Source organism: Promicromonospora umidemergens (genome assembly GCF_024171995.1).
In the GTDB taxonomy this organism is placed as follows: domain Bacteria; phylum Actinomycetota; class Actinomycetes; order Actinomycetales; family Cellulomonadaceae; genus Promicromonospora; species Promicromonospora umidemergens.
The window spans coordinates 154,409-179,161 of sequence record NZ_JAMTCT010000002.1 but is presented as its reverse complement, the minus strand read 5'-3'; the positions used below and the strand labels follow the sequence as shown (position 1 = coordinate 179,161).

Sequence of the window (24,753 nt, the reverse complement as noted above, 5' to 3'; positions counted from 1 at the left end):
CGCCGGTTGCCTGGTGGAGGTCGGTGTCGCTAAGGACGGATCGGCACGTCCACCACGCGGGAGTCGCCGAAGGTGGGGGAGTGGGCCCCCGACGAGGCGGCCGCGACGTCGGCGGCCAGGGCGTCCAGCTGCTCCGGGGGGACGAGCAGGCGCAGGTGCGCGACGGCGTCGTAGGCGGGTGGTTCCATGACCGCGCCGTGGCCGGTGGCCCAGTCGCGCAGCATGTTGTCGATGCGGCCGGCGTCTCCATGGGGGACGGGGACCTCGACCTCGTACAGCAGCTCGCGGCGGAGCATCGCCCCGGAGCCGGCCGCGACGTCGAGGGCGGCGGCCACGGTGCCCGAGTAGGCACGGACGAGCCCCCCGGCCCCGAGCTTCACGCCGCCGAAGTAGCGGGTGACCACGGCGACCACGTCCGTGACGCCCCGATGACGCAGCACCTCCAGCATGGGGACGCCCGCCGTGCCGCTGGGCTCGCCGTCGTCGGAGGAGCGGGCCTGGTCCGCCCGGGTGCCGAGCACCATCGCCACGCAGTGGTGGCGTGCGTCCCACAGCTCCTTGCGGAGGCGGGCGATCACGGCGTCGGCCTCCGCGACGCTGCCGGCGGGGGCGAGGTGGGCCAGGAAGCGGGACTTCTTGATGACCACCTCGTGGTCGACGGGCCGGGCGATGGTACGGGGGAGGTCCACCGCACGAGAGTACGCGGCGCTTCCTCTTCCATTAATAGTGTGCCAAGCGTAGATTCACACCATGACCAGTGAACACGCACCCTCACCACAGGCCCGGAGCGGGGAGCTCGACCGCTACCCGCGGCCGCCCGTGAGCCTCGAGGAGGCCGAGTGGGTCTGGCGCGAGCTGGCCGGCGAGGCGATGCGGCCAGGGGCCAAGCCGGAGACGGTCCGGCTGGCGGTGATCACGGGGCTGGTGCGGGCGACGGGTACGCGGTACGGCGACCTGCTGCGGGTGCGCGTCGAGGACATCGACCTCGGGCCGGCGCGTGCCCGGGCGGCGGAGGGCACCGTGCTGGTACGGCACGGGAAGCACCGCACGCCGCGCCGTCACCTGCTGCCGGCGGACCTCGTGGTCCTGCTGAAGCACTGGATGGTGGTGCGCGAGGAGCTGGCTGCCGAGCTGGAGGGCTCGGTGCCGCGTGCGTTGCTGCTCACGGTGCACCACACCCACGACAACGGCACCACCGTCGCGTCCGGTCTGCCGATCACCCGGCAAGGGCTGGTGCTGTCGTGGCGCCGGTTCGTGCACCGGACGAACGCGCGCTACGGCGCGCTGCGCCCGCCGCTGCCCACCCGCTTCGAGCAGGTCCGGCGGGCGTGGACGGAGGCATCCCGCGAGGACTAGCCCTTGAGCGCGGTCCGGATGCCTACCAGCGGCGCCTGCGGCGTCGAGGACGGCAGCCTCGTGAACCCGTATCGGTCGTAGAAGAGCCGGGCGGCGGTGTTCTCGGCCGCGTAGCCCAGGTGCACGCCCGGCACGCCGCGCTCCGCGAGGGCGCCACGGAGCGTGTCGATGAGGCGCGAGCCCAGGCCACGGCGCTGCAGGACCGGCAACAGGTCGATGTGCAGGTGGGCGGGGTGCGTCGTCAGCTCGCCGTGGCGCAGGCCGCGGACCATGCGCTCCGGGTCCGCGCCGTCGTGCACGAGCTGGGCCTCGGTGTAGCCGGGGTTCCGGCCGGTCGCCGGACCGGGCGCGGGGTGGCGGGCGACGAAGCCCGGCGTCCACTCGCGGGCCCACCAGTCGACGAAGGCCGCGGTGTCGGCAACACCGATGATGTACCCGGTGGCGCGGCCCTCGTGCTCGACGACCCAGGCGAGGTCGGGGGAGTGGTCCACGTACGGCAGCGCGTAGACGTCGGGCATGAGCAGGTCGGAGGAGTAGACGCCCCGCGCATCTCCTCCGGCCGCGGCGGTGCGGACGCAGATCTCGGCGACGTCGGCGCGGTCGGCGGTGCGGTACGGGCGGATGAATGGCTCGGTCACCCCGGCACACTAGCCTGCCGTCTCAGAATGTGACCGTGCTGTGACATGACTGTCGTTCGGTCATGCGCTGACCCCGCGTGAGCCGCGTGCTGGTGCTGGTCAGCGGCAGATCGGGCCCTCTGGCGTTACCGCGCATTTGCCGCGCGAACACGCCAGTAACGGGATCGTCACAGGATCGCAATGTGCAATCTCCGCGCAAGTTCGTTACGGTCGATTTGTCATGCAGAACCTCGAAGAGGAACTCAAGCACATCCATCCGACCGAAACCACGGTGGCGCTGAGGGAGCCCACCGTCGCAGACGGAGCAGCGATGTGGTGCCTTGCGCGCGACTCCAAGACGCTGGACCTGAATTCGTCCTACGCGTATCTCCTCTGGGCTCGAGACTTCGCCCGGACCTCGGTGATCGTGAGCGTCGACGGCGAACCCGGTGGGTTCGTCACGGGCTACATCCGGCCCGACGAGCCGACCACGCTGATGGTCTGGCAGGTGGCCGTGGACCACGCGTACCGTGGACAGCGGCTCGCCTCCCGGATGCTCGCGCATCTCGCCGAGCGGCACCCCCGGTGCACTCACGTGGAGACGACCATCACCTCGGACAACACGGCGTCCATCGCCCTGTTCATGTCCTTCGCGTCGGCCCAGGGTGCGCCCGTCGACGTACGGACCGTGTTTCCCACGGAAGCGTTCCCGGACGGCCACGACGCGGAGCTGGTGTTCCGCATCGGCCCGCTCTCCTGACCGCGCTCAGGTCAAAACCCACATAACTGCAGAAAACCGATCTACCACAGCCGAGTCCGGTCACCGAGACCGGACCGTGGAAGGAGCCATGCGCCCGAATACCGCTATGCCTACTGGCATGTCCTCGACCAGCATCTTCGACGAGCTCGAGTCCCAGGTCCGCAGCTACTGCCGGAACTGGCCCGCGACGTTCACGACCGCCGCGGGCAGCGCCATGCACGCTGAGGACGGCCGAAGTTATCTCGACTTCTTCGCCGGGGCAGGTGCGCTCAACTACGGGCACAACCACCCGGTGCTGCTCGAGGCGCTGATCGAGTACCTGCGGAGCGGCGGGATCGTGCACTCGCTCGACATGCACACCGCGACCAAGCGCGAGTTCCTGACGACGTTCCGGGACCGGATCCTGGCGCCGCGCAACTTGGACTACAAGGTCATGTTCCCCGGGCCGACCGGGACGAACACCGTGGAGAGCGCGCTCAAGCTCGCGCGCAAGGTGACCGGCCGTCAGCACATCCTGTCGTTCACCAACGCGTTCCACGGGATGACGCTGGGCGCCCTGTCCGTGACCGGCAACTCGATGAAGCGCAACGGCGCCGGCCTGCCCCTCACGAACAGCTCGAAGATCCCGTACGACGACTACTTCTCCGGCGCCACCGAGGACTTCCTGTGGCTCGAGCGCGTGCTCAGCGACAGCGGTTCCGGCGTCGACAAGCCCGCCGCGATCATCGTGGAGTCGGTCCAGGGCGAGGGCGGCCTCAGCGCCGCACGGCCCGAGTGGCTGCGCGCGCTGTCCGAGCTGTGCCGCGCGCACGAGATCCTGCTGATCCTCGACGACGTGCAGGCCGGCTGCGGCCGCACCGGCGACTTCTTCAGCTTCGAGGAGGCCGGGATCACGCCGGACATCGTGTGCCTCTCGAAGTCGATCTCCGGCTTCGGGCTCCCGATGGCGCTCACCCTGATCCGCCCGGAGCTGGACCAGTGGGAGCCCGGCGAGCACAACGGCACGTTCCGCGGCAACAACCCGGCGTTCGTCACCGCGACCGCCGCGCTGAACCACTTCTGGTCCGACGACGTGTTCGTCGAGGAGGCCCGGGAGCGAGGCGCCGAGCTGCACGACGGTCTGAGCCGGATCGCCAACGGGTACGAGGGCGCCATCGTCAAGGGCCGTGGCTTCCTGACCGGGATCAAGTTCCCCGACACCACGGCCGCGTCCAAGATCGCCGCGGCGTCGTACCAGCGCGGCCTGCTGGTCGAGACGTCCGGACCCGAGGACGAGGTCCTCAAGACGATGCCCGCCCTGACGATCTCGTCGGACGAGCTGCGTTCCGGCGTGGACATCATCGCGGCTGCGGCGACCGAGGTGCTCGGCGCGCCCGTCGCGGATCTCGCCGTCGCCAAGTAGGACTCCGCAGGGCTCCGTGACGCAGCTCGCTGCGTCGCGGGGCCCTGCGGCGCGGGGTCCCGCGACGTGGACCCCGGACTGCAGGGGCGAGATCGCCCCCGAGGAAAGGAACACCAAATGATCGTCACCCGACTGGCTGATCTCGAAGGCACCGACCGCGACGTCAAGTCCCAGAACTGGCGCAGCCGGAGGCTCGTGCTCGCCAAGGAGGGCGTCGGCTTCTCGTTCCACGAGACCACGATGTACGCGGGCACCGAGACCGAGATGTGGTACGCCAACCACTTCGAGGCCGTGTACTGCGTCGGCGGTACCGGACAGCTCGAGAACCGGGAGACGGGCGAGATCCATGAGATCTCGGACGGCACGATGTATCTCCTGGACGGCAACGAGAAGCACACGATGCGTCCCACGACCGATCTGCGCCTGATCTGCACCTTCAACCCACCGGTGACCGGGCGGGAGGTGCATGACGCCGATGGCGTCTACCCGCTGATCAAGGAAGAGGAGGCCGCCGTATGACGACGGATGCAATCAGCAAGACCCAGACCCAGCCCGCCACTGACCAGCCCGCCGACCTGTACCCGACGCGGGTCGAGGGGCCGGCGTCCGAGATCCCGCGCCAGGACAAGGTCGTCTGGGGCAGTGCGGCCGACGGCCCGCTGGAGCAGGAACACCTGGACGGTTTCGACCGGAAGGGATACCTCGCGATCGAGGACCTGGTGACGCCGGCGGAGGTCGAGGAGTTCCGGGCGGAGCTCCGGCGGATGTCCACCGATCCGGTGATCCGCGCTGACGAGCGCACCATCATCGAGAGCGCCTCGCAGGAGGTCCGCACGATCTTCGAGGTGCACCGGTCCAGCGAGGTCTTCGCCCGGATCGCGAGCGACCCGCGGGTGGTGGGCCGGGCCCGCCAGATCCTCGGCTCGGACGTGTACATCCACCAGAGCCGCGTCAATCTCAAACCCGGGTTCGGCGGCGGTGACTTCGCATGGCACTCGGACTTCGAGACGTGGCACGCCGAGGACGGTCTTCCGCGGATGCGGACGGTCAGCATCTCGATCTCGCTGACCGACAACTACTCGTTCAACGGTCCGCTGATGATCATGCCCGGGACGCACAAGACGTACGTCTCCTGCACCGGCAAGACGCCGAACGACAACTACAAGGCGTCGCTCGTGATGCAGAACGCCGGTACCCCCGACGAGGACATCCTGACGCGGATGGCCGACGAGCACGGCATCGACGTGCTCGCGGGCAAGTCCGGGAGCGCGATCATGTTCGACTGCAACTGCATGCACGGGTCGAACGGCAACATCTCGCCGTACCCGCGGTCGAACATCTTCCTCGTGTTCAACAGCGTGGAGAACACGGCGGTCGAGCCGTTCGCGGCGAACTCGGCGCGGCCGACGTTCCTCGGGACCCGGGACTTCACCCCGGTCGGCTGATCCAGGGGGCCACCCCGCAACGTGTCAGGCGCCCAGGTCACTTGAGTGGCCTGGGCGCCTGACACGTCTCTCGTCAGCCGTCACGTCTCCGGGATCGCCCCGGACGACGACTCCAGGTGCGCGCGAACGAACCAGTGGAACTGCTCGAGCTTGTGCAGGTGGCCGATGAGCAGGTCGTTCGTCACGTCGTCCAGGTCGGCGGTGTCGTCGGCCGCCTTGCGGTGGACCGTGATGACGGAGTCGTAGACGTCGTCGAGCGCCCCCAGGTGCTCGATCGCCGGAGCACGGCCCAGCTTGTAGTCCTCCCAGCTGCGCGCGGAGACGAGGGCGCCCGGGGTGCCGACCGGCGCGGAGCCGAGCGTGGCGATGCGCTCGGCGATCTCGTCGACCATCGCGCGGACGGCGTCGACCTGCGGGTCGAGCATCTCGTGGACGCCGATGAAGTGCGGGCCCACCACGTTCCAGTGCACGTGCTTGAGCGTGAGGTGCAGGTCGTTCAGTGCGTGCAGCCGCTGCTGGAGGATCTCCGCGACCTTGGCCCCCTGCTCAGGGGTGAGGGACGGGACCGTGTAGCGGGGCAGCTTCCGGGACATGAGGGGTCCTCTCGTGCGGCGACGGGGTTCGGGCGTAGGTCAGCCGCGTCCATCGTCACGCGGGGAGCCGCCGGTCGCCAGCGCGAGGAACGCGATCCCGACGATCGCCAGCGCGGCGAGCAGGACGGCGCCGGGCACCGTCGCGCCGGACGCGAGCATCGCGAGCGCCCCGAGGAGGCCGGTGGTGGCGAGGACGACGAGGTCGCGTCGCCAGCCGACGAGCAGTGCTGAGATCTCGGCGCGTCCGTGGAACGGGACGTGTGCTGCCCACCAGGTGGTGCGGGTGAGGGCGTAGGCGAGGAGGGCGACGGCGAGTGCCCAGGGGTCGAGCGGTTCGGTGGTGAAGCCCCACAGGAGCACTGCGGCGACGACGGTGATGCCGCCGGCCGTGGTCGGGGTGGGGCGGGCGAGGAGGAGGCCGGTGCTGAGTGCGGCGATGGTCCAGGTGACGCCGTCGGGGATGTCGGGGGTGCGGGCGGCTGCGGTGAGGAGCAGGAGGGGGGTGAGGACGAGGAGGGCGAGGCGGAGCACCCAGCCGCGCAGGGTGGGGCCGGTCTGGGTGGTGATGTCGGGCAGTGGTCGGTGGGCGGGGTCGGTGAGGCGGAGCCTGAGGCGGTGGAGCTGTGCGGTGAGCTCGGTGATGGGGTTCATGGGACGCGTCCGGGTACGTGGCGTTGTGCTGCGCGGGCGAGGGCTTCGAACCGGACGGTGGCGCGGTCGCGTTCGGATCCGGCCCAGCTGATGACGGGTATGCCCTCGCGGTCGAGGGTGGCGATCCGGTTCTCGCGTTCGAGGCGGGCGATGTGCCAGGCGATGGCGAGGTGGTTCTCGATGACGGGGTGGACGTCGGGGAGGGTGTCGATGACGACGACGGGGTGGCCTGTGGCGCGCCAGGTGCGGACGAGGTGCAGTGGTTCGTCGTCGAGCAGGGTGGTGAAGAGGTAGACGATGGCGTCGGCGGGGAGCTGGGGCGGGCGTACGCGGTGTACGGAGGCGCGGTCCTTGGGGTGTGCCAGGGCGAGTCCGTGGACGAGGCGGCGTAGGTGGCGGCGGCCGGAGGCGGGTGGGAGCGGGCGGCGTCGGCGGGCGAGGTCTTCGAGGCCGACGCGGTCGCCTGCTTCGACGAGGGCGTGGGCGACGGAGGCTGCGGCGTGTCGGGCGAGGTCGAGCGAGGTCGGTTCGTCGACGCGGAGGGTGCCGTAGCCGCGCCAGGTGCGTACGTCTGGTCCTACTTCGTCGCGGGAGTCGACGACGAGCACTGCTGTTGCTTCGGCGGTGGCGTAGGTGCGGCGTACGTAGAGGGTGTCGAGCTCGGGGGAGCGGCGGGCGGTCGTGCGCCAGTCGATCCTGCGGAGCCGGTCGCCGGGGGTGAAGGGGTGGATGTCGCGCAGCTCGGCGCCGTCGCCCAGGCGGCGTGCGGAGTGTGGTCCGGTCAGGCCGCGCAGGCGGTGTGGCAGGGGCAGGCGGCCCAGTGGTGCGGAGGCGGGGAGGACGAGCCGTGGTGTGCCGCCGACCTGGATGGGTTCTTCTTCCCAGATGTGGTGCCGTGATCCGCGGAGGTCGATGGTGAACGTCTCCTGTGGTCCGGTGCGTACGGAGGAGAGGCGTAGTGGCACGTGTCGTTCGTGCGGGTGTGCCGCGAGCGCCAGGTGGGTGTCGCGGTGGCCGGTGGCGGTGATGCGGAGGTGGATGATGTCGGCGGTGGTGGGGGTGCTGGGGAGGTGGAGGGTGGCGGTGAGCTCGCCGGGGGTGGCGGTGCCGGGTGGTTCGTGGAGTGTTGCGGGTGGGGGTGTGGTGGGTCGGTTGGTGTGGGCCCAGGTGGCGGCGAGGAGGCTGGGTATGCCGATGAGGGCGATATCGGCGCGGCCGGCGATGACGCTGGTGGCGAGGAGGAGGATGCCGGTGGCGATGGCGGCGGTGTGGGCTGAGGTGGGTCGCCAGTGGTTTCCGTCGGTGGGGGTGCCCTGGGAGGTGCGTCCGTGGGCGACGATGATGCCGCCGACGGTCATCGGGTGGGGACCGTTGCGGGGGTGGGGACGGTGTGCAGGAGGTCGGCGACGATGGTCTCCGGCCGGGTGGCGGAGGCCCAGGCGGTGGGGTTGAGGGTGATGCGGTGGGCGAGGACGGCGACGGCGACGCGCTTGACGTCCTCAGGCAGCACGTAGTCGCGTCCGTCGAGGACGGCGATGGCGCGGGCGAGGAGGACGAGGTTCTGTGAGCCGCGGGGTGAGGCGCCGACCTCGAGGGCCTGGTGGCCGCGGGTGGCTGCGGCGAGGTCGACGCAGTAGCGCACGACGTCGGGGTCGACGAGGACTGCTTCGGTCCCTGCCTGCATGGCGCGGACCGTCGCGGGGTCGACGACCCGGTTGACGGGGGCGGCTTCTTGTCTGCGGGCGAGGCGGCGGGTGAGGACCTCGGTCTCCTGGGTGCGGTCGGGGTAGCCGACGGCGAGGCGGACCATGAAGCGGTCGAGCTGTGCCTCGGGCAGGGGGTAGGTGCCTTCGTACTCGACGGGGTTGGAGGTGGCCAGGACGTGGAAGGGGTTGGGCAGGGGCCTGCTGGTGCCTTCGATGGAGACCTGTCGTTCGGCCATGGCTTCGAGGAGCGCGGACTGGGTCTTGGGGGCGGTGCGGTTGATCTCGTCGGCGAGGAAGAGGCCGGTGAAGACGGGTCCGGGGCGGAACTCGAAGGTGCGGGTGGCGGGGTCGAAGACGGAGGAGCCGGTGATGTCGGCGGGCAGCAGGTCGGGGGTGCACTGGAGGCGCGCGAAGTCGAGTCCGAGGGCGGTGGCGAGGGAGCGGGCGGCGAGGGTCTTGCCGAGGCCGGGTACGTCCTCGAACAGGACGTGCCCGCCGGCGAGGATGGTGGCGAGGGCCACCTGGAGGGCGTCGCGCATGCCGACGACGGCGGTGCCGACCTCGGCGAGGACTCGTTCGCCCAGCGCTGCGACGTCGGCGACGGGCAGGGGTGCTGGGGTGTTCTGGTCAGGCACGGTGCTCCTCGGTGGTGGGTGCGGCCCCGAGGCGTTCGATCGCATCGAGCCAGGTCTTGACGGTGCGGGCGGTGGGGGGTTGGCGGGACTTGAGCTGTTGCAGGACGCGAGCGCCGAGCAGGCGTTCGGCGTCGGGTTCTGCTGCGGGGTCTGCGGGGTCGATGCCGTGGGCGCGGAGCCGGTCGGCGGCGAGGGTTCGGATGCGGCGGACTACCCGGTCGGTGACGTGGCCGTCGCGGCCGAACACGGACCAGCCGAGGTCGGAGACGTCGTGTCGTCCGCCTGCGCGTGCTTCGACGGGGGTGCGGGGCCATTCGGGGTCGCTGGTGGTCTGTCCGGTGGTGGGTTCGGTGGCGGACCACAGGATGCTTGTCGCGGTGGCGAGGGTGGCGGCTGCTGTGGCGTGCCAGAGGTCGACGATCTGCCAGATGACGAGTGCGGTGGCGGCGAGTGCGGCGAGGACGGTGACGGCGCTGATGCGGCGCCAGTTCCAGGTCCTCACGTGTTTTCCTGCCGTGGCGTGTCGCGTGGGGTCTCGTCGTCGGGCGTGAGGTCGTCGACGTCGAGGCTTCGGGCGATGTCCGCGAGCGCCTCTCGGGCGTGGTTGACGGTGGTGCGGTCGATGGGCCGGTCGGTGAAGCGGGCGCGTTGGTAGAGGGTGCGCAGGCGGGCGACGGAGGTTGGTGGTGCGGGGGTGGTGGCGAGGACGGCGCCGGCGAACTCGGTGGGGGTCTGGGCGGGGTTGCGGTGCGCGCCGGCGCGGGCTGCGGCGTCTTCGAGGGCTACCCAGGCGGCGACGACGGCGTCGCGGGGGCGGGCGTGTCCGTCGAGGTGGGCGAGGGCGCGGGAGACGGCGTCCTGGAGCTCGGGGAGGTCGACGTCGTCGGCGAGGGTGCCGGTGGTGGTGGTGCCGCCGGTGAGCTTGTCGGGTGTGGTGGTGGTGCGTGCGCGGTGGAGGGCGAGGAGCTTGCGGATGGCGAGCGTGAGGATGGTGGCGATGAGGAGCCCGAGGAGGATCGCGGCGATGATGCCGAGCCAGCGGATGTCGGCGGGTGGGCTGGTGGGGGGTGCCGCGAGCGGGCTGGGGCTGCTCGTCTGTGCGGGCAGGAGCTGTTCGGGCACGGGGGGCTCCGTGGTGGCGAGCTGGGGTGGGTTGAAGCGCCAGGGTGTGGCGGTGGCTACCCCGAGCACGACGACGGTGAGGAGCAGGAGGGTGCTGGTCAGGCGGGTGGTGGGTGTCATGCGGGCTGGGTGGTGTCGGCGGTGAGCTGGTGGGCGTGGATGCCTGCGACGGCGGCGGTGACGAAGGAGGCGGGGTCGCTGTCGAGGGTGCGGCCCATGGTGCGTAGCCCGGCGGGGGAGGTGCGCAGGGTGTCGAGGAGGGTGGTGTCGGCGGGGATGTCGACGAGGGTGTGCCGGGGGGTGCCTGCGGGTCGGGTCAGTGTGTGTGCCTGTTCGCGGATGCGGCGGGTGAGGGGGGTGCCCCAGGCGGGCAGGTTCTCGACGTCGGCGGTCGGTACGGGGACGGGGACGTCGGCGGGTGCGAGGGCGACCCTGGTGTAGGCGGTCAGGGAGTGGTGGGAGATGCCGAGGTGGCGGTCTCGGGGGTCGGCTCCGGAGACGCGCAGGGAGGCGACGGGGCGTCCGTGGAGGGTGGCGGCGGCGTTGACCGCTTCGCCGGCGGCTACGCCGGAGTAGCCCCAGCGGGTTCCGGTGCCGAGGTTGCCGGGTCCTTGGGCGACGACGGCGATGTCGCACCCGGCGACGTGCCGGGCTGCCAGGAGGCCGGTGTGCACGGTGACGGCTTCGAGGTCGCCGCCGAACGACTGTCCGACGGTGATGCAGGTGGTGAGCCAGTCGGCGTCGCGCAGGGCGGCGATGGTGCGGGAGAACGCGGCGGGCAGGGCACCGCCGTCGGTCATGATGTACGCGATCTTCAGGCTGGCGGCGGACGTGCCGGCGGCGTGCCGTAGCCCTGCGACGACCGCGGGCAGCGCGGAGTGCAGGTCGGCGACGACGACGGGCATGCCGTCGAGGCTGTCGGCGTCGGCGAGGGTCGCGTGGTGGGGCGACTCCTGCTCGTCGACGCCGAGGACCATGGTCTGCAGCGGTGTGTAGCGGGCCTTGACGAGGTGGCCGGGTCCGGGGGTGGGGTCGGGGGGCAGGTGGGTGGTTGCCGCGGCGGGCCCGACCACGAGCGCGTACCCGCCGGTGCCGAGCCCGCGGGCGAGGGCGGACACGTTGAGCAGCACGGCGTCGCCGGGCCCGGGGTCGCCCACCAGGTCGGTGTAGGCGAGGGCCCGCACGGTCACGGGGCCTGCCGTGCCGTCACCGCCCACGTCGTCCCCTGCCGCGGCACGATGCCCTGGTAGGGGCCGGTCGAGGGTCACCTCGAGCTCGCGCGCCCCCCGCCACGACCTGCCTGTGGAAATCACGGTCCCGATCCGCCACGTCATCACAGGGTGGAGGCTACCGAACGCTACCGTTGTCCTGATGCCCATCGATCCGCCCCCCACGCAGCAGCCCGTCCCGTCACCCGGCCTGAATCCCGCCGAGCGGCTCCTGAACCTTGTCATCGCGCTGGTGAACACGAACGCGGCCATGACCAAGCAGCAGGTCCGCACCGCCGTGGCCGGGTACGCCGACGCGCCCAGCGACGACGCGTTCGAGCGGATGTTCGAGCGGGACAAGGACATGCTGCGCGCCCTGGGCATCCCGGTGGTGACGGTCGGGACCGGCGGGCACACCGACGCGCTCGGGTACCGGATCGACCAGGACGCCTATGCGCTGCCGTCGATCGACCTCACCCCCGCGGAGCTCGGTGTGCTGTCCCTGGCCGCCCAGTTCTGGCAGGACAAGACCTTGCAGACCGACATCAACCGCGCCATGGTCAAGCTCCGCGCCGCCGGCGCGGGTGATCCGTCCGCGGACGCCCTGGCCGGGCTCGCGCCGTCCGTGCGCGCCGTCGGAGACGCGTACGGGCCCCTCATGGAGGCGATCGAGGCCCGCCGCGTGGTCACCTTCAGCTACCGGGCCGCGTACAACGGGACGGTCCTGACCCGGCACGTCGAGCCCTGGCGCATCGCGGCACGCGACGGCGGCTGGTACCTCATGTGCTTCGACCGCGACCGGCAGGCCCCCCGCGTGTTCCGCATGTCACGCATCGAGTCACGCGTACGCATCACCGGACCGGCCGGCGCCTACCAGATCCCCGACTTCGAGACCGACGTCATGCTCGGCAAGGCGCACGGCGAGATCAGGCAGGCAGTGGTCGCCGTCCGCCCCGAACGCGCCGGAGCCCTGCGCGCCCGCGCCAAACCCGTGCCCGACGGCGAGCGCCAGACCTACAGCGAGCGCCTGCCCGACCCGGCGGGGGCCTCGGCCGGTGACCGGGCGGGCTGGGACATCCTTCAGGTGCCGTACCGGTCGATGAGCGGCATGGCGTCCGAGGCGGCCGGGTACGGGGCGGCCCTGGTCGTGCTCGAACCGGAGCCCGTGCGGACCGAGACGCTGCGCAGGCTCACCGCCGCGGCGGCACTGGGTGCTGGGCAGGTGTCTCGTGGCTGAGCGCGCCGACGACCGGCTCCTGCGCCTGCTGGGCATCGTCGCCTATCTCGACGGCGCCGGGCCCGTGTCCGTCGCCGACCTCGCCAGGCGGTTCGGCACGACACCGGCACAGATCCAGAAGGACGTCGACGCCCTGTGGGTGTCCGGCACCCCCGGGTACTGGCCCGACGACCTGATCGACTTCGACGCGGCGTCCATCGACCGTGGTGTCGTGCACCTGACCGAGGCGCGGGGCATGACCCGGCCGCTGCGGCTCGGGACCCGGGAGGCGGTGGCGCTGGTCGCTGCCCTGCGTGCCATGAAGGCCACCGGCGCCGTCCAGGCGGACCCGGCCCGGTCCGCCGTCGTCCAGTCCGCGCTGCGCAAGCTCACCGCCGCCACCGGCGAGGCCGCGAACGCGGTGGACGTGCGGCTCGCTCCGGGCGGCGACCGGCAGGTCGTCGCGGCGATCACGTCGGCGCTGACGGCCCGCCACCGGCTGCGGATCCGGTACGTGACGTCGTCGGACGTCGTGAGCGAACGGGAGGTGGACCCCGTGCGCCTGCACACGCAGGACGAGTTCGCCTACCTCGCCGCCTGGTGCTACCGGGCGGCCGCGCCACGCACGTTCCGCGTGGACCGCATCCTGGAGGCCACCGAGACGGACGTGCCCGTCCAGTCCCACCCAGGGGCGGGCGATCCGTCGGCCGAGATCGACTTCGCCGCCCTGTTCGCCGGCGGTTCCTCGCCGCTGGCGACCATCCGGTTCGCGCCACGGGCGCGGTGGTTCGCCGAGGAGGTCCCCGTCGAGTCGGTACGCAACCTGCCCGACGGCGACTTCGAGGTCACCCTGCGGGTCACCAACCCCGGCTGGCTGCGCAGCACCCTGATCCAGCTCGCGCCGTACGTCCGGTCGGTGTCCCCGAAGAGCCTGGCCGACGACGTAGCGGGCGCCGCCGGCGACGCGCTGGCCCTCTACGACACAGACCCGACGCCGATCCGATGACCCCGGACGCAGCCACATCGGCAATTCGGCACTAGGGTTGGCAACCATGTGGTTCTGGGTGTGGACCCTGCTGATCGTAGGCAGCCTCGTCGGAGCGTTCTTTCTGGCCCGCCATCTCTGGCGGTCGGCGATGGGCCTGATGGACGAGCTGGGACGAGCGTCGCGCCGTATCGGCGAGTCGGCCGACCGGCTCCAGGAGCTGTCCGACCGCGCACGCGAGGCCGCGGCCTCGCAGCACGCCGGACCGAGCCTGTTCGACGACGTGACCATCCACTACCAGCGCGTCAGCGCGCAACGGGCCGCCCGCGGCCTGCGCAAGGACACGCGCCGGGCGAGGCACGTGGTGACGTGGCAGAAGTGGAAGCACTTCAACGACTGACGGCCGCGGAACTGACCGCGCCGAACCGGCCCGCAGGCCCGGATTCGCGCTGTTCTTGCGTGAGTTCCGGCCCGCCGCCACCTTCCGTCCACCAGGGGGCTACCTTTGTGCCCCGCCGGTCCGCGTAGGATCGGGCATATCCGCATCACATCGCGTACTAGCACCGCACCGTAAGGAGTCACCATGGGCGCAATGCAGCCGTGGCACTGGATCGTCCTGCTCGTCGTCGTCCTGCTGCTCTTCGGGTCCACCCGCCTGCCGGGACTGGCCAAGAGCGTCGGGCAGTCGATGAAGATCTTCAAGAAGGAGATCAAGGACCTGCGCGAGGACGACTCCGACGGCCGAGACAGCAGGGACAGCCGGGCCGCCGACAACGCGCCGGGCGGTTCGACCACGTCCACCACGGGCTCGACCACGGGGACGGCGCGCTCAGAAACGGACGAGGTGCCTGGGCTGATCAACAACAGGGACCGCGACATCCCCAAGGCCTGAACCGGTGGCACGAACGGGGCGGCCGTCCGACGGCCGCATGCCTCTGCTCGAGCACCTGCTCGAACTACGCAAGCGTTTTGTCCTCATCGCGGCAGGGCTCCTGCTGGGGGCCATCCTCGGCTGGATCCTGTACGAGCCACTGCTCGTCGCGCTCCAGCAACCCCTGGAGTCCGCCGCGGAGGCCACGGGCAACGACGTCACCCTGAACTTCACCGGTCCGGCATCGGCGCTGGACCTGAAGATCAAGGCGTCGCTGTTCCTGGCCGTGTTCGTGTCCTGCCCCTGGTGGCTCTACCAGGTGTGGGCGTTCATCACGCCAGGGCTCAACAAGCAGGAGAAGCACTACGCGTACGGGTTCGTCGGCGCCTCCGTGCCCCTGTTCGTCGGCGGCGCCTACATGGCGTGGCTCGTCATCCCGCACGCCGTCGGCATCCTGACGGGGTTCCTGCCCGACGACGCCACCAACTTCACCGACGCCCAGATGTACCTGAGCCTGGTGATGCGGCTCCTGCTCGCCTTCGGGCTCGCGTTCGTGTCCCCGATCCTCCTGGTGGGCCTCAACTTCGCGGGCCTGATGTCCGCCAAGGCGCTGCTCGCCGGCTGGCGGTGGGCCATCCTGGTCGCGTTCACGTTCGCCGCGATCATGACGCCGACGCCGGACGCGCTCACGATGATCCTCGTGGCCCTGCCGATCTGCGTGCTGTACTTCGGCGCCGTCGGCGTCTCGGTCCTGCACGACAAGCGCGTCGAGAAGCGGCTCGCCGAAGCCGAGGTCTGACCGACAGGCCCGGGCCCGTCGCGCCCGGGCCTGTCGGACAGGGCCTGTCGGACAGTGACCGTAGGCTGTGCCCATGAGCGACCTGAGCCCCGCCGAGCGGTACACGGCCTTCCGGTCACAGAGCCGTTCAGCGGCCGAGCACCCCGAGCTGACCCGCTTCCGGGAGGTCGTCGGGTTCGAGCTCGACGACTTCCAGGTGCAGTCCTGCGAAGCCCTCGAACAGGGCCGTGCCGTACTGGTAGCGGCCCCCACCGGGGCGGGCAAGACCGTCGTGGGCGAGTTCGCGGTCCACCTGGCCCTGGCCTCGGGCCGCAAGGCGTTCTACACCACGCCCATCAAGGCCCTGTCCAACCAGAAGTACGCCGACCTCGTGCGCAGGCACGGACCCGACAACGTCGGCCTGCTGACCGGCGACACCACCCTCAACGGCGACGCACCGGTAGTGGTCATGACCACCGAGGTGCTGCGCAACATGCTCTACGCGGGGTCCCCCACCCTGGACGGGCTGGCGTACGTGGTCATGGACGAGGTGCACTACCTCGCCGACCGCTTCCGCGGCCCCGTCTGGGAAGAGGTCATCATCCACCTCTCCGACGACGTACAGCTCGTCTCGCTGAGCGCGACCGTGTCCAACGCGGAGGAGTTCGGCGACTGGCTCGAGATGGTGCGCGGCGACACCGCCGTCATCGTCTCCGAGCGCCGCCCCGTACCCCTGTGGCAGCACGTCCTGATGTCCTCACCGGAGCCGCGCGGCACACCGCGCCTCCTTGACCTGTACGCAGGGCACGTCGACCCGACCGACCCCGGCACCAGCCCGCCCATCAACCCCGACCTGTCCGCAGCCTTCCGGTCCGGGCGCGGCGGCAACCGCCCCGGCGACTACCGCGGCGGCCCAGGCGGACGGCGCGGCCGCGCCGCCGCTCGTGGACGCGGCGACCGCGGGTACCGCGGCGCGGGCGGGCGACGCACCGGGGACAGCTCAGGGGGCGTCGGGCAGGGCATCGGGCAGGGCCGGCGCACCCCACCACGGTTCATCGTCGTCGACGCCCTGGGCGCGGCCGCCCTGCTGCCCGCCATCTACTTCGTGTTCTCCCGCGCGGGCTGCGAGGCCTCCGTCGAGCAGTGCCTCAAGGCCGGGCTGCGGCTGACCACCCCGCAGGAGGAAGCGACCATCCGGTCCGTCGTGGAGGAGCGCACCGCCGCCATCCCGCCCGAGGACCTGGACGTGCTCGGCTACTGGTCCTGGTCACAGGCCCTGGCCCGCGGCGTCGCCGCCCACCACGCCGGCATGCTGCCCGTGTTCAAGGAGACCGTCGAGGACCTGTTCTCCCGCGGCCTCGTCAAGGTCGTGTTCGCCACCGAGACCCTCGCGCTCGGCATCAACATGCCCGCCCGGTCCGTCGTCCTGGACAAGCTCGTCAAGTGGGACGGCACCAGCCACGTACCCGTCACCCCCGGCGAGTTCACCCAGCTCACCGGCCGCGCCGGGCGGCGCGGCATCGACATCGAGGGCCACGCCGTCGTCGTCGACCACCCCGCCCTGGACCCCGTGGCGCTGGCCGGCCTCGCGTCCAAGCGCCTCTACCCGCTCAAGTCCAGCTTCCGGCCCACGTACAACATGGCCGTCAACCTCGTGGCGCAGGTCGGCCGCGACCGCGCCCGCGAGGTCCTGGAGACCTCGTTCGCGCAGTTCCAGGCCGACCGCGGCGTCGTCGGCCTGGCCAAGCAGGCCCAGGCGCACGCCGAGGGCCTCGACGGGTACGCCAAGGCCATGTCCTGCACCGAAGGCGACTTCGGCGCGTACATGGACCTGCGAGGCGCCATCAAGGACCGCGAGAAGGAGCTGTCCCGTGCGGCGTCCGGCGCCCAGCGGGCCGAGGTCGTGGCCGCCCTGGAACAGCTGCGCCGCGGCGACGTCGTCGAGGTACCGACCGGGCGGCGGCGCGGATACGTCCTCGTGCTCGACCCCGGTGAGCCCGGCGGGTTCGACGGACCCCGCCCCACCGTCCTGACCCAGGAACGCCAGGTCAAGAAGCTGACCCTCGCCGACGCACCCGCCGGCCTGGAGACCGTCACCACCGTCAAGATCCCCAAGGCGTTCAACCCCCGCAAGCCCGACGCCCGCCGCGACCTCGTCTCCTCCATGCGCAACGCGCTGGGCGCCCTGGCCGACGACGTCCCCGCCGCCCACTCGACGAGCAGCCCGGCAGGCCGGCGTGCAGCGAGCGCCGCACGCGGCGGCAAGGCCCTGGCCGGACGCCGGCCGGACGCCTCGACCGACGCCGAGCTCGCCCGCTTGCGCAAGGCCCTCAAGGCGCACCCGTGCCACGCCTGCCCCGAACGCGACGACCATGCGCGCTGGGCCGAACGCTGGAACAAGCTCAAGCGGGAGCACGACCAGCTCGTGCGCCGCGTCGAGGGGCGTACCGGCTCGATCGCCCGCACCTTCGACCGCACGCTCGACGTGCTGCTCACGCTCGGCTACCTGCAGCGCACCAGGACGGGGAACGGGCCCGACGGCGTCGAGCCGGGGGCCGCGGGGCAGGGAGGAGCCGTCCAGGGACCCGGCAGGATCCGTGTGACCGACGACGGCCGCTGGCTGCGCCGCCTGTACGCCGAGAACGACCTGCTGCTCGCCGAGTGCCTGCGCCGCGGTGTCTGGGACGGGCTCGACCCGGCCGGCCTGGCGGCAGTCGTCTCCACGGTCGTCTACCAGAGCCGGCGCGACGACGCCCCCGACCCCTACGTCCCCGGCGGGCCCACGGGGCGCCTCGCCGGCGTCCTTGACGACACGCAGCGCGTGTGGTCAGAGGTCGACGACCTCGAGGAGGCGCACGGCATCGAGGCCACCGGACCGCTCGACCTCGGGCTGGTCGGCGCGATGTACCGCTGGGCGTCCGGCAAGGGGCTGGACAGCGTGCTGCGCGGCTCCGACCTCGCCGCGGGCGACTTCGTGCGCTGGTGCAAGCAGGTCATCGACGTCCTGGACCAGCTCGGCGGCGCGGCGCCGTCGGGCAAGCTGCGGGCGACCGCCCGCCAGGCACAGGACGCGGTGCTGCGGGGAGTGGTGGCGTACTCCAGCCTCTGACCGACACCCCCACTGACATCGGCACCAGGCCGGGGGATCGCATACAGTTCCCATCGTGAGCCAGCCCGTCCGGTCCAGCGCCGTCCCGTCCCACGCCGCTCGATCGATCCTGTACCGCAACGGAGTCATCCACTCCTCGGCCGACCCCAACGCCCAGGCGATCCTCGTCGACGACGGTGTCGTGGCGTGGCTGGGTGCCAACGACACCGCGGCGGGGCTCGCCGCGCGCGCCGACCGGGTCATCGACCTGGATGGCGCGCTGGTGACCCCCGGGTTCGTCGACGCGCACGCCCACGTGCTGGAGACCGGCCTGTCGAGCGACGCCGTCGACCTCACACCTGCCGGGGGAGTGCACTGCCTCGCCGACGCTCTGGCCGCCCTGCACGACGGCGCCCGCCGTCTGGCGGCCGCCGACCCGTCCGGCGACCAGGTGCTGCTCGCCTTCGGCTGGGACGAGCAGGCCTGGCCCGAGCAGCGCACCTTCACCCGGCAGGAGCTCGACGACGCCTGCGACGGGCGTCCCGTGTACGCGGCCCGCGTCGACGTGCACTCGGCAGTGGTCTCCACGTCGATGGCCGCCCGCGCCGGCATCGAGCGCGACCCCGCCTGGACCGGCACGGGCATGTTCGGCTCCGGCTGGTCCGACGCCCCCGCCGACACGGGGATCGTCACCGCCGACCTGCACCACACCGTGCGCGACGTCGCCCACGCGCTGTCCCCCGAACGCCGCACCCGCCTCTACCGCGAGACCCTCGCCGCGTGGGCCGCCCGCGGCATCGTGTCCGTGCACGAGATGAGCGGTGAGCACCTCGACACCCGTGCGGGCCTGGCCGAGCTGTACGCCATGACCGCCGGCTCGATGACCGCGGAGGCCCTGTCCGACGACGGCGTGCCCGCCCTGCCGCACCTGGCCGCCTACCGCGGCGAGCTGTGCCAGACCACCGACGACGCCCGCGCGCTGCTCGCCGAGCTGCCGTTCCTCACCGGCATCGGCGGCGACCTCAACGTCGACGGCTCGATCGGCTCACGCACCGCCGCCCTGCGCGGCCCGTACGCGGACCTGCCCGTCGACCCGTCGTCCGGCAGCTTCACCGGCGCACTGACCAACCCCGACGGCACCCCCTGGACCGGCAACCTGTACCTGTCGGCCGAGCAGATCGCCCACCACCTGGCCGCGGTGCAGGGTGCGCGCGGACAGGCTGGTGTGCAGGCAGCGTTCCATGTCATCGGGGACCGGGCCATGGACACCATGGTGCTCGGGCTCCAGCTGGCCGCCCAGCTGACCAGCGAGAGCGCCGTGCGGGCCGGGCACCACCGCATCGAGCACGGCCTGTTCGTGGACGCCGTCACCCTCGCCGCGCTGCTGGTGCAGGGCGTCGGCCTGTCGGTCCAGCCGGCGTTCGACTCGGCTTTCGGCGGCAGCAAGGGTGTCTACGCCTCCCGGCTCGGGGCCCCGCGCGCCGGTTCCCTCATGCCGTTCGCCGACCTCGCACAGGCCGGCGTGCCGCTCGCGTTCGGCTCCGACACCCCGGTCACGCCGGTGGACCCCTGGCAGGGCGTGCGCGCGGCGACCCGCCACGAGGACCCCGCCCAGCGGATCTCCGCCGGCGCCGCGTTCCGCGCCCACACCCGTGGCGGCTGGCGCCTCGCCGGGCTGGACCACACCGGCGCCGGGCAGCTCCGGGTCGGCGCGCCGGCACACCTCGCCGTCTGGCGGGCCGAACAGCTCGGCGTGCAGGCCGCCCCCGGCCGCCTCAGCTCCTGGAGCGAGGAAGCCCGCGCGGGTACCCCCTTGCTCCCGGACCTCTCACCGGACGCCGTCGAGCCGGAGTGCCTGCACACCCTCCGCGACGGCGTCGTCCTCCACGACACGTTCTGACCGCCCACCCGTACCGCCACCACCCCCACAGCCACGGAGGCCGGCGCCGGTAGGCTGCTGGTGTGCGTCTGCCTCAGCCGTCACGGCTGCTGTCCTTGTTCCTCGCGGTGACCGGCGGCCTCGTCCTCTGGGCCGCGTTCCCGGACGCCGGGGTATGGCCCGCAGCCTTCGTCGCCGTGGCCGCCCTGTACTGGTCGCTCGGCCGGGACAGCGCCTGGTGGAACTTCCTGATCGGCCTCCTGTTCGGCCTCGCGTTCTTCCTGCCCCACCTGTGGTGGGCGCACGAGTCCACCGAGACCGCGCCATGGATCGCCATCTCGACCGTGGAGGCCCTCTTCCTCGCCGCGTTCGGCGCGCTGTGGACCTGGGTGCGCCGGGCACGGTTCCTGCGCCGGCGTGGCTGGCGGCTCGCCGCCGCGTTCTCCGTCCTCTTCGTCGCCGTGGAGCAGTGGCGCTCCGAGATCCCGTTCGGCGGATTCCCCTGGGGCCGCCTCGCGTGGTCGATGTCCGGCACCCCGACCGGGCGCGCCGCCTGGCTGGGCGGCACCGTCGCGGTGAGCCTGCTCGTCGCGTTCGCGGGCGTGCTGCTCGCCCTGGCTGTGGCGGGCCTGGTCCGCGCGGCCCGGCGCAGCGCCGCCCCGGAGCGCCCAGCACCGGCAGGCCCAGCACCGGCAGGCCGAGCACCTGGCGGTGCTGCACAGGCGCGCCCCCGACGGGCACGCGACGTGCGCCGCGCCGTCGGGGCCCTCGCGCTGGGGGCCGCGGTCGCCGTCCTGCCGCTCGCGCTGCCGCTGCCCACGTCCGCGAGCGCCGGTCCTGTCGAGACGCCCGAGGGCAACGAGGTGTACGACGCTGGGAGTGATCTGGCCCAGGACGGTGAGCTGTGGGCTGGTGCGGTCCAGGGCAACGTGGGGGAGCCGGGTCTTGGGGCGTTCGCGAACCGGGCGGAGGTGCTGAACAACCACCTGGAGGGTACGTACACGCTGGCTGAGGACTATGCGGGTGAGCTGGACGTGGTGCTGTGGCCGGAGAACGGCAGCGACCTGGACCCGCAGACGACGCCGGATGTCGCGCGGGGTCTGGACGCGGCTGCCACGGCGGTGGGCGCTCCGATCCTGGTGGGGGCGCAGGAGTTCCCTCAGTCGGGCGGGCGGTACAACGTGTCGTTGCTGTGGCAGGCGGGCAGCGGGGTGATCGGGCGGTATGTGAAGCAGCATCCGGCGCCGTTCGGTGAGTACATCCCGATGCGGTCGGTCCTGCGGTTGTTCTCCGACCAGGTGGACCGGGTCAGGACGGACATGATCGCGGGGGTCGGTCCGCCGGTGGTGGAGGTGCCGAGCCGGCTGGGGCAGGGTGCCTACCGGATGGGCACGGTCATCTGTTTCGAGGTGGCGTACGACGAGATCGTCCGGGACGCGGTTCTGGAGGGGGCGCAGGTGCTGGTGGTCCCGACGAACAACGCGTCGTTCGGGTTCACGGCGGAGTCGACACAGCAGCTGGCGATGTCGCGGATGCAGGCGATCACGACGGGGCGGGCGACGGTGCAGATCTCGACGGTGGGGGTGTCGGGTGTGATCACACCGGACGGCACGGTGGTGCGGCGGACGGGGTTGTTCACGGACGACGTGTTCGTGGCGAACCTGCCGTTGCGGTCGTCGGTCACGCCGGCGGTGGCGGCGGGGTACTGGCCGGGCTGGGTGGTCGGTGGTCTCGCGGTGGTGCTGGTGGTGGCGGGTGTCGTGGGTGGGTTGCGACGGCGGTAGACGCAGAGACGACCGTCGGGTCCAGGCCAGCTGGCCTGGACCCGACGGTCGTTCTTCTGCTGCCGGCCGTTGCTGCCGGTCACGGGGACCGCTGGTGCGGGACCGTCAGGCGGAGCGGCGGAGCTTGCCGGCACGGAGGAGTTCGAGGCGCTCGTCGAGCAGGTCCTCGAGCTCCTTGACCGTGCGGCGCTCCAGCAGCATGTCCCAGTGGGTGCGCTGCGGCTTGCTCGCCTTGGGCTCCGGCCTCTCGGCGTCGCGCAGCAGTGCCTCCTCGCCGCAGCGGCACTCCCAGACCGGGGGGACGTCCGCGTCGGTGGCGAAGGGCAGGATGATGGTGTGGCCGTTGGGGCAGTCGTAGTAGGCCTGGAACCGAGGGGCGAAGTCCACGCCCTCGTCGGACTCCATGCTCTTACTACCGATGCTCATACCGCGCAGGGACCGGTCGGGCACGATGTCCTCCAGAGGGTTGTCGGGATAGGTGGCGGAAAAAGGTCCGTAGTGGCAACGCGGGGACCCTCTGTGATGTTCCAGCCATTCCAGCCGTCATTTTTCCAGCCGTCTGATCAGGCTACGCGCCGGAGGTGCGCTCGCAAGCGCACTCCGGGCAAAATGGGCGCGTATGTGCGCGATCTCACGTGCGTCGCGGCTGGTGGGAACAGACCGGGTGGGAACAATCGAGACTAGCAGCCGGTTGACGCGGAGGTGCATGCATCTGCATGGACAGCTCGGAACAGGGCATCATTCGGAACCGGGCATCATCAAGACCACGACCAGGGGAGCGCCGCATCATGCAGTTCGGGATCTTCAGTGTCAGCGACGTGACGACCGACCCGACCACGGGGCACACCCCGGACGACACCGAACGTGTCCGGGCGATGCTCACGATCGCGAGGCATGCCGACGAGGCGGGACTGGACGTCTTCGCCACCGGTGAGCACCACAACCCGCCGTTCGTGGCCTCCAGCCCGACGACGATGCTCGGCTACCTGGCCGGCGTCACGAAGAACATCACGCTGTCCACGGCGACCACGCTGATCACGACCAACGACCCGGTCCGCATCGCCGAGGAGTACGCGATGCTCCAGGTCATCTCGGACGGTCGGATGGACCTCATGATGGGCCGCGGCAACACCGGCCCCGTCTACCCGTGGTTCGGGCAGGACATCCGCCAGGGCATCCCGCTCGCCATCGAGAACTACGCGCTCGTGCGCAGGCTCTGGACCGAGGACGTCGTGGACTGGGAGGGCAAGTTCCGCACCCCGCTGCAGGGCTTCACCTCGACCCCGCGCCCGCTCGACGGCGTACCGCCCTTCGTGTGGCACGGCTCGATCCGCAGTCCCGAGATCGCCGAGCAGGCCGCCTACTACGGTGACGGGTTCCTGCACAACAACATCTTCTGGCCCATGACCCACACCAAGCAGATGGTGCAGTTCTACCGCCAGCGCTTCGAGCACTACGGCCACGGCCGCGCCGACCAGGCGATCGTGGGCCTCGGCGGTCAGGCGTTCATGCGCAAGAACAGCCAGGCCGCCTGGGACGAGTTCCGTCCCTACTTCGACAACGCGCCCGTCTACGGGCACGGCCCGAGCATGGAGGACTTCACGCGGGACACCCCGCTGACCGTCGGCTCCCCGCAGCAGGTCGTCGACCGCTACGGGTCCTTCATCGACGACGTCGGCCACTACCAGCGCCAGCTGTTCCTCATGGACCACGCCGGCCTGCCGCTCAAGACGGTCCTCGAACAGATCGACCTGCTCGCCTCCGACGTCGTGCCCGAGCTGCGCAAGATCGCCGAGGCCAAGCGGCCGCAGGACGTGCCGGCCAACCCGCCCACGCACGCCGAGCGCGTCGCCGCGGCGCAGGCCCAGGGCAAGACAGGTGCCACGCACGTCGGCGACGGCGGGGACGAGTACACCGGCAAGCGGGCCGAGGAGGTGCTGTCATGACCGAGTCCACCGAGGAGCGCGACCACCGCACGATCGCCGTCGTCCACGCCGGGCTGGGCCAGCCCTCGTCCACACGGCTGCTCGCCGACCGCATGGCGGGCGCCACGGCGGCCGAGCTCGAGGCCCTCGGGCACGACGTGACCGTCGAGGTGATCGAGCTGCGCGACCACGGCCACGCGATCATCGACGCCATGCTCACCGGGTTCCCGACGGGCGAGCTGGCCCGGGCCATCGAGACGGTCACCCAGGCCGACGCCGTCATCGCCGTCACCCCGCTGTTCACCACCACCTACTCGGGGCTGTTCAAGTCGTTCGTCGACATCCTCGACAAGGAAGCGCTCACGGGCATGCCCGTGCTGCTCGGCGCCACCGGCGGCACCCCGCGCCACTCGCTCGCGCTCGAGTACTCGATGCGGCCGCTGTTCACCTACCTGCGGGCCGACGTCGTCACGACGTCCGTCTTCGCCGCGACGGACGACTGGGCACAGGCCGCGGACACCAGCGGGCGCGACAACGAAGGCAGCTCCCTGCCGCAGCGCATCGAGCGCGCGGGCCGGTCCCTCGCCGGTCTCGTGTTCGCCCGGGGCGAGCACAGGAAGCCTGCCGACCCGTTCTCGAGCACCCCGAGCTTCCTGGACCTGCTCGGCGGACAATGAGGCTCGACGGAAGCTGAGGCCGCGCCGCCGCCCACACCTCGCGACCCGGGGCTTG

The 24,753-nt window shown here is 71.6% G+C and carries 25 protein-coding genes; 15 read left to right on the top strand and 10 right to left on the bottom strand.

Features of this window, described 5'->3' with window-relative positions; translation table 11 throughout:
* Positions 1-29: 29 nt before the first annotated feature.
* A complete protein-coding gene (locus APR04_RS04380) occupies positions 30-689 on the bottom strand; it encodes an IMPACT family protein (RefSeq protein WP_253868180.1) in 660 nt (219 codons plus the stop codon).
* 61 nt (positions 690-750) lie between these two features.
* On the opposite strand from APR04_RS04380, the gene APR04_RS04375 reads away from it, so the two are divergent.
* A complete protein-coding gene (locus tag APR04_RS04375; protein ID WP_253868179.1) occupies positions 751-1,356 on the top strand; it encodes a tyrosine-type recombinase/integrase in 606 nt (201 codons plus the stop codon).
* Here APR04_RS04375 and APR04_RS04370 read toward each other — a convergent pair.
* On the bottom strand, positions 1,353-1,994 hold the full coding sequence (locus tag APR04_RS04370) for a GNAT family N-acetyltransferase (RefSeq protein ID WP_253868178.1): 642 nt from the start codon (positions 1,992-1,994) through the stop codon (positions 1,353-1,355). The genes APR04_RS04375 and APR04_RS04370 overlap by 4 nt on opposite strands.
* A 220-nt stretch (positions 1,995-2,214) precedes the next feature.
* On the opposite strand from APR04_RS04370, the gene ectA reads away from it, so the two are divergent.
* The 4 genes from ectA to thpD all read left to right on the top strand — a co-directional run bounded on the left by ectA (position 2,215) and on the right by thpD (position 5,580).
* Entirely contained in the window at positions 2,215-2,733 is a 519-nt protein-coding gene (gene ectA / locus APR04_RS04365; protein WP_253868177.1) for a diaminobutyrate acetyltransferase, read from the top strand.
* A 118-nt stretch (positions 2,734-2,851) separates the two neighbouring features.
* Positions 2,852-4,135, top strand: coding sequence for a diaminobutyrate--2-oxoglutarate transaminase (ectB, locus tag APR04_RS04360; protein WP_253868176.1), 1,284 nt, complete (start codon positions 2,852-2,854; stop codon positions 4,133-4,135).
* 117 nt (positions 4,136-4,252) lie between these two features.
* Complete coding sequence (locus APR04_RS04355) at positions 4,253-4,654, top strand: ectoine synthase (protein ID WP_253868175.1); 402 nt, start codon at positions 4,253-4,255, stop codon at positions 4,652-4,654.
* Positions 4,651-5,580: an ectoine hydroxylase gene (gene thpD / locus APR04_RS04350; protein ID WP_253868174.1), complete on the top strand. Its 930-nt coding sequence runs from the start codon at positions 4,651-4,653 to the stop codon at positions 5,578-5,580. The genes APR04_RS04355 and thpD overlap by 4 nt, the downstream gene beginning before the upstream one ends.
* A gap of 80 nt (positions 5,581-5,660) precedes the next feature.
* On the opposite strand, the gene APR04_RS04345 is transcribed toward thpD, so the two are convergent.
* The 7 genes from APR04_RS04345 to APR04_RS04315 are packed head-to-tail and all read right to left on the bottom strand — an operon-like array spanning position 5,661 to position 11,624.
* Complete coding sequence (locus tag APR04_RS04345) at positions 5,661-6,173, bottom strand: Dps family protein (RefSeq protein ID WP_253868173.1); 513 nt, start codon at positions 6,171-6,173, stop codon at positions 5,661-5,663.
* A gap of 39 nt (positions 6,174-6,212) precedes the next feature.
* Entirely contained in the window at positions 6,213-6,824 is a 612-nt protein-coding gene (locus APR04_RS04340; RefSeq protein ID WP_253868172.1) for a hypothetical protein, read from the bottom strand.
* Entirely contained in the window at positions 6,821-8,182 is a 1,362-nt protein-coding gene (locus APR04_RS04335; RefSeq protein ID WP_253868171.1) for a DUF58 domain-containing protein, read from the bottom strand. The genes APR04_RS04340 and APR04_RS04335 overlap by 4 nt, the downstream gene beginning before the upstream one ends.
* The gene (locus APR04_RS04330; protein ID WP_253868170.1) at positions 8,179-9,165 is read right to left on the bottom strand and encodes an AAA family ATPase; all 987 of its coding nucleotides are present in this window, start codon (positions 9,163-9,165) and stop codon (positions 8,179-8,181) included. The genes APR04_RS04335 and APR04_RS04330 overlap by 4 nt, the downstream gene beginning before the upstream one ends.
* On the bottom strand, positions 9,158-9,667 hold the full coding sequence (locus APR04_RS30350; RefSeq protein ID WP_301312089.1) for a hypothetical protein: 510 nt from the start codon (positions 9,665-9,667) through the stop codon (positions 9,158-9,160). Before APR04_RS30350 ends, APR04_RS04330 begins: the two co-directional genes overlap by 8 nt.
* Positions 9,664-10,407, bottom strand: coding sequence for a DUF4129 domain-containing protein (locus APR04_RS04320; RefSeq protein ID WP_253868169.1), 744 nt, complete (start codon positions 10,405-10,407; stop codon positions 9,664-9,666). Before APR04_RS04320 ends, APR04_RS30350 begins: the two co-directional genes overlap by 4 nt.
* Positions 10,404-11,624 (bottom strand): DUF3866 family protein, encoded by a 1,221-nt coding sequence (locus APR04_RS04315; protein WP_253868168.1) that lies wholly within the window; start codon positions 11,622-11,624, stop codon positions 10,404-10,406. Before APR04_RS04315 ends, APR04_RS04320 begins: the two co-directional genes overlap by 4 nt.
* 34 nt (positions 11,625-11,658) lie before the next feature.
* On the opposite strand from APR04_RS04315, the gene APR04_RS04310 reads away from it, so the two are divergent.
* The 8 genes from APR04_RS04310 (at position 11,659) to lnt (ending at position 22,096) form a co-directional block, all read left to right on the top strand.
* Complete coding sequence (locus APR04_RS04310; protein ID WP_253868167.1) at positions 11,659-12,732, top strand: helix-turn-helix transcriptional regulator; 1,074 nt, start codon at positions 11,659-11,661, stop codon at positions 12,730-12,732.
* The gene (locus APR04_RS04305) at positions 12,725-13,717 is read left to right on the top strand and encodes a helix-turn-helix transcriptional regulator (RefSeq protein ID WP_253868166.1); all 993 of its coding nucleotides are present in this window, start codon (positions 12,725-12,727) and stop codon (positions 13,715-13,717) included. Before APR04_RS04310 ends, APR04_RS04305 begins: the two co-directional genes overlap by 8 nt.
* A 46-nt stretch (positions 13,718-13,763) precedes the next feature.
* Positions 13,764-14,096 carry a hypothetical protein gene (locus APR04_RS04300; RefSeq protein WP_253868165.1) on the top strand — a complete coding sequence of 111 codons (333 nt, stop codon included), beginning with the start codon at positions 13,764-13,766 and terminating at the stop codon, positions 14,094-14,096.
* A gap of 183 nt (positions 14,097-14,279) precedes the next feature.
* The gene (tatA, locus tag APR04_RS04295) at positions 14,280-14,588 is read left to right on the top strand and encodes a Sec-independent protein translocase subunit TatA (protein WP_253868164.1); all 309 of its coding nucleotides are present in this window, start codon (positions 14,280-14,282) and stop codon (positions 14,586-14,588) included.
* Positions 14,589-14,625: 37 nt separating this feature from the next.
* Positions 14,626-15,366, top strand: a complete 741-nt coding sequence (gene tatC / locus APR04_RS04290) for a twin-arginine translocase subunit TatC (protein ID WP_253868163.1) — start codon at positions 14,626-14,628, stop codon at positions 15,364-15,366.
* Between the two features lie 73 nt (positions 15,367-15,439).
* Positions 15,440-18,454, top strand: coding sequence for a DEAD/DEAH box helicase (locus tag APR04_RS04285; protein WP_253868162.1), 3,015 nt, complete (start codon positions 15,440-15,442; stop codon positions 18,452-18,454).
* A gap of 55 nt (positions 18,455-18,509) precedes the next feature.
* Positions 18,510-20,333, top strand: coding sequence for an amidohydrolase (locus tag APR04_RS04280; RefSeq protein ID WP_253868161.1), 1,824 nt, complete (start codon positions 18,510-18,512; stop codon positions 20,331-20,333).
* A 62-nt stretch (positions 20,334-20,395) separates the two neighbouring features.
* Complete coding sequence (lnt, locus tag APR04_RS04275) at positions 20,396-22,096, top strand: apolipoprotein N-acyltransferase (RefSeq protein ID WP_253868160.1); 1,701 nt, start codon at positions 20,396-20,398, stop codon at positions 22,094-22,096.
* 105 nt (positions 22,097-22,201) lie between these two features.
* On the opposite strand, the gene APR04_RS04270 is transcribed toward lnt, so the two are convergent.
* On the bottom strand, positions 22,202-22,546 hold the full coding sequence (locus tag APR04_RS04270) for an RNA polymerase-binding protein RbpA (protein WP_253868159.1): 345 nt from the start codon (positions 22,544-22,546) through the stop codon (positions 22,202-22,204).
* Positions 22,547-22,884: 338 nt separating this feature from the next.
* Between APR04_RS04270 and APR04_RS04265 the strand changes: the two genes are divergently transcribed.
* Positions 22,885-24,042, top strand: coding sequence for an LLM class flavin-dependent oxidoreductase (locus tag APR04_RS04265; RefSeq protein WP_253868158.1), 1,158 nt, complete (start codon positions 22,885-22,887; stop codon positions 24,040-24,042).
* Positions 24,039-24,698 carry an FMN reductase gene (locus tag APR04_RS04260; RefSeq protein WP_253868157.1) on the top strand — a complete coding sequence of 220 codons (660 nt, stop codon included), beginning with the start codon at positions 24,039-24,041 and terminating at the stop codon, positions 24,696-24,698. The genes APR04_RS04265 and APR04_RS04260 overlap by 4 nt, the downstream gene beginning before the upstream one ends.
* Positions 24,699-24,753: the final 55 nt, after the last annotated feature.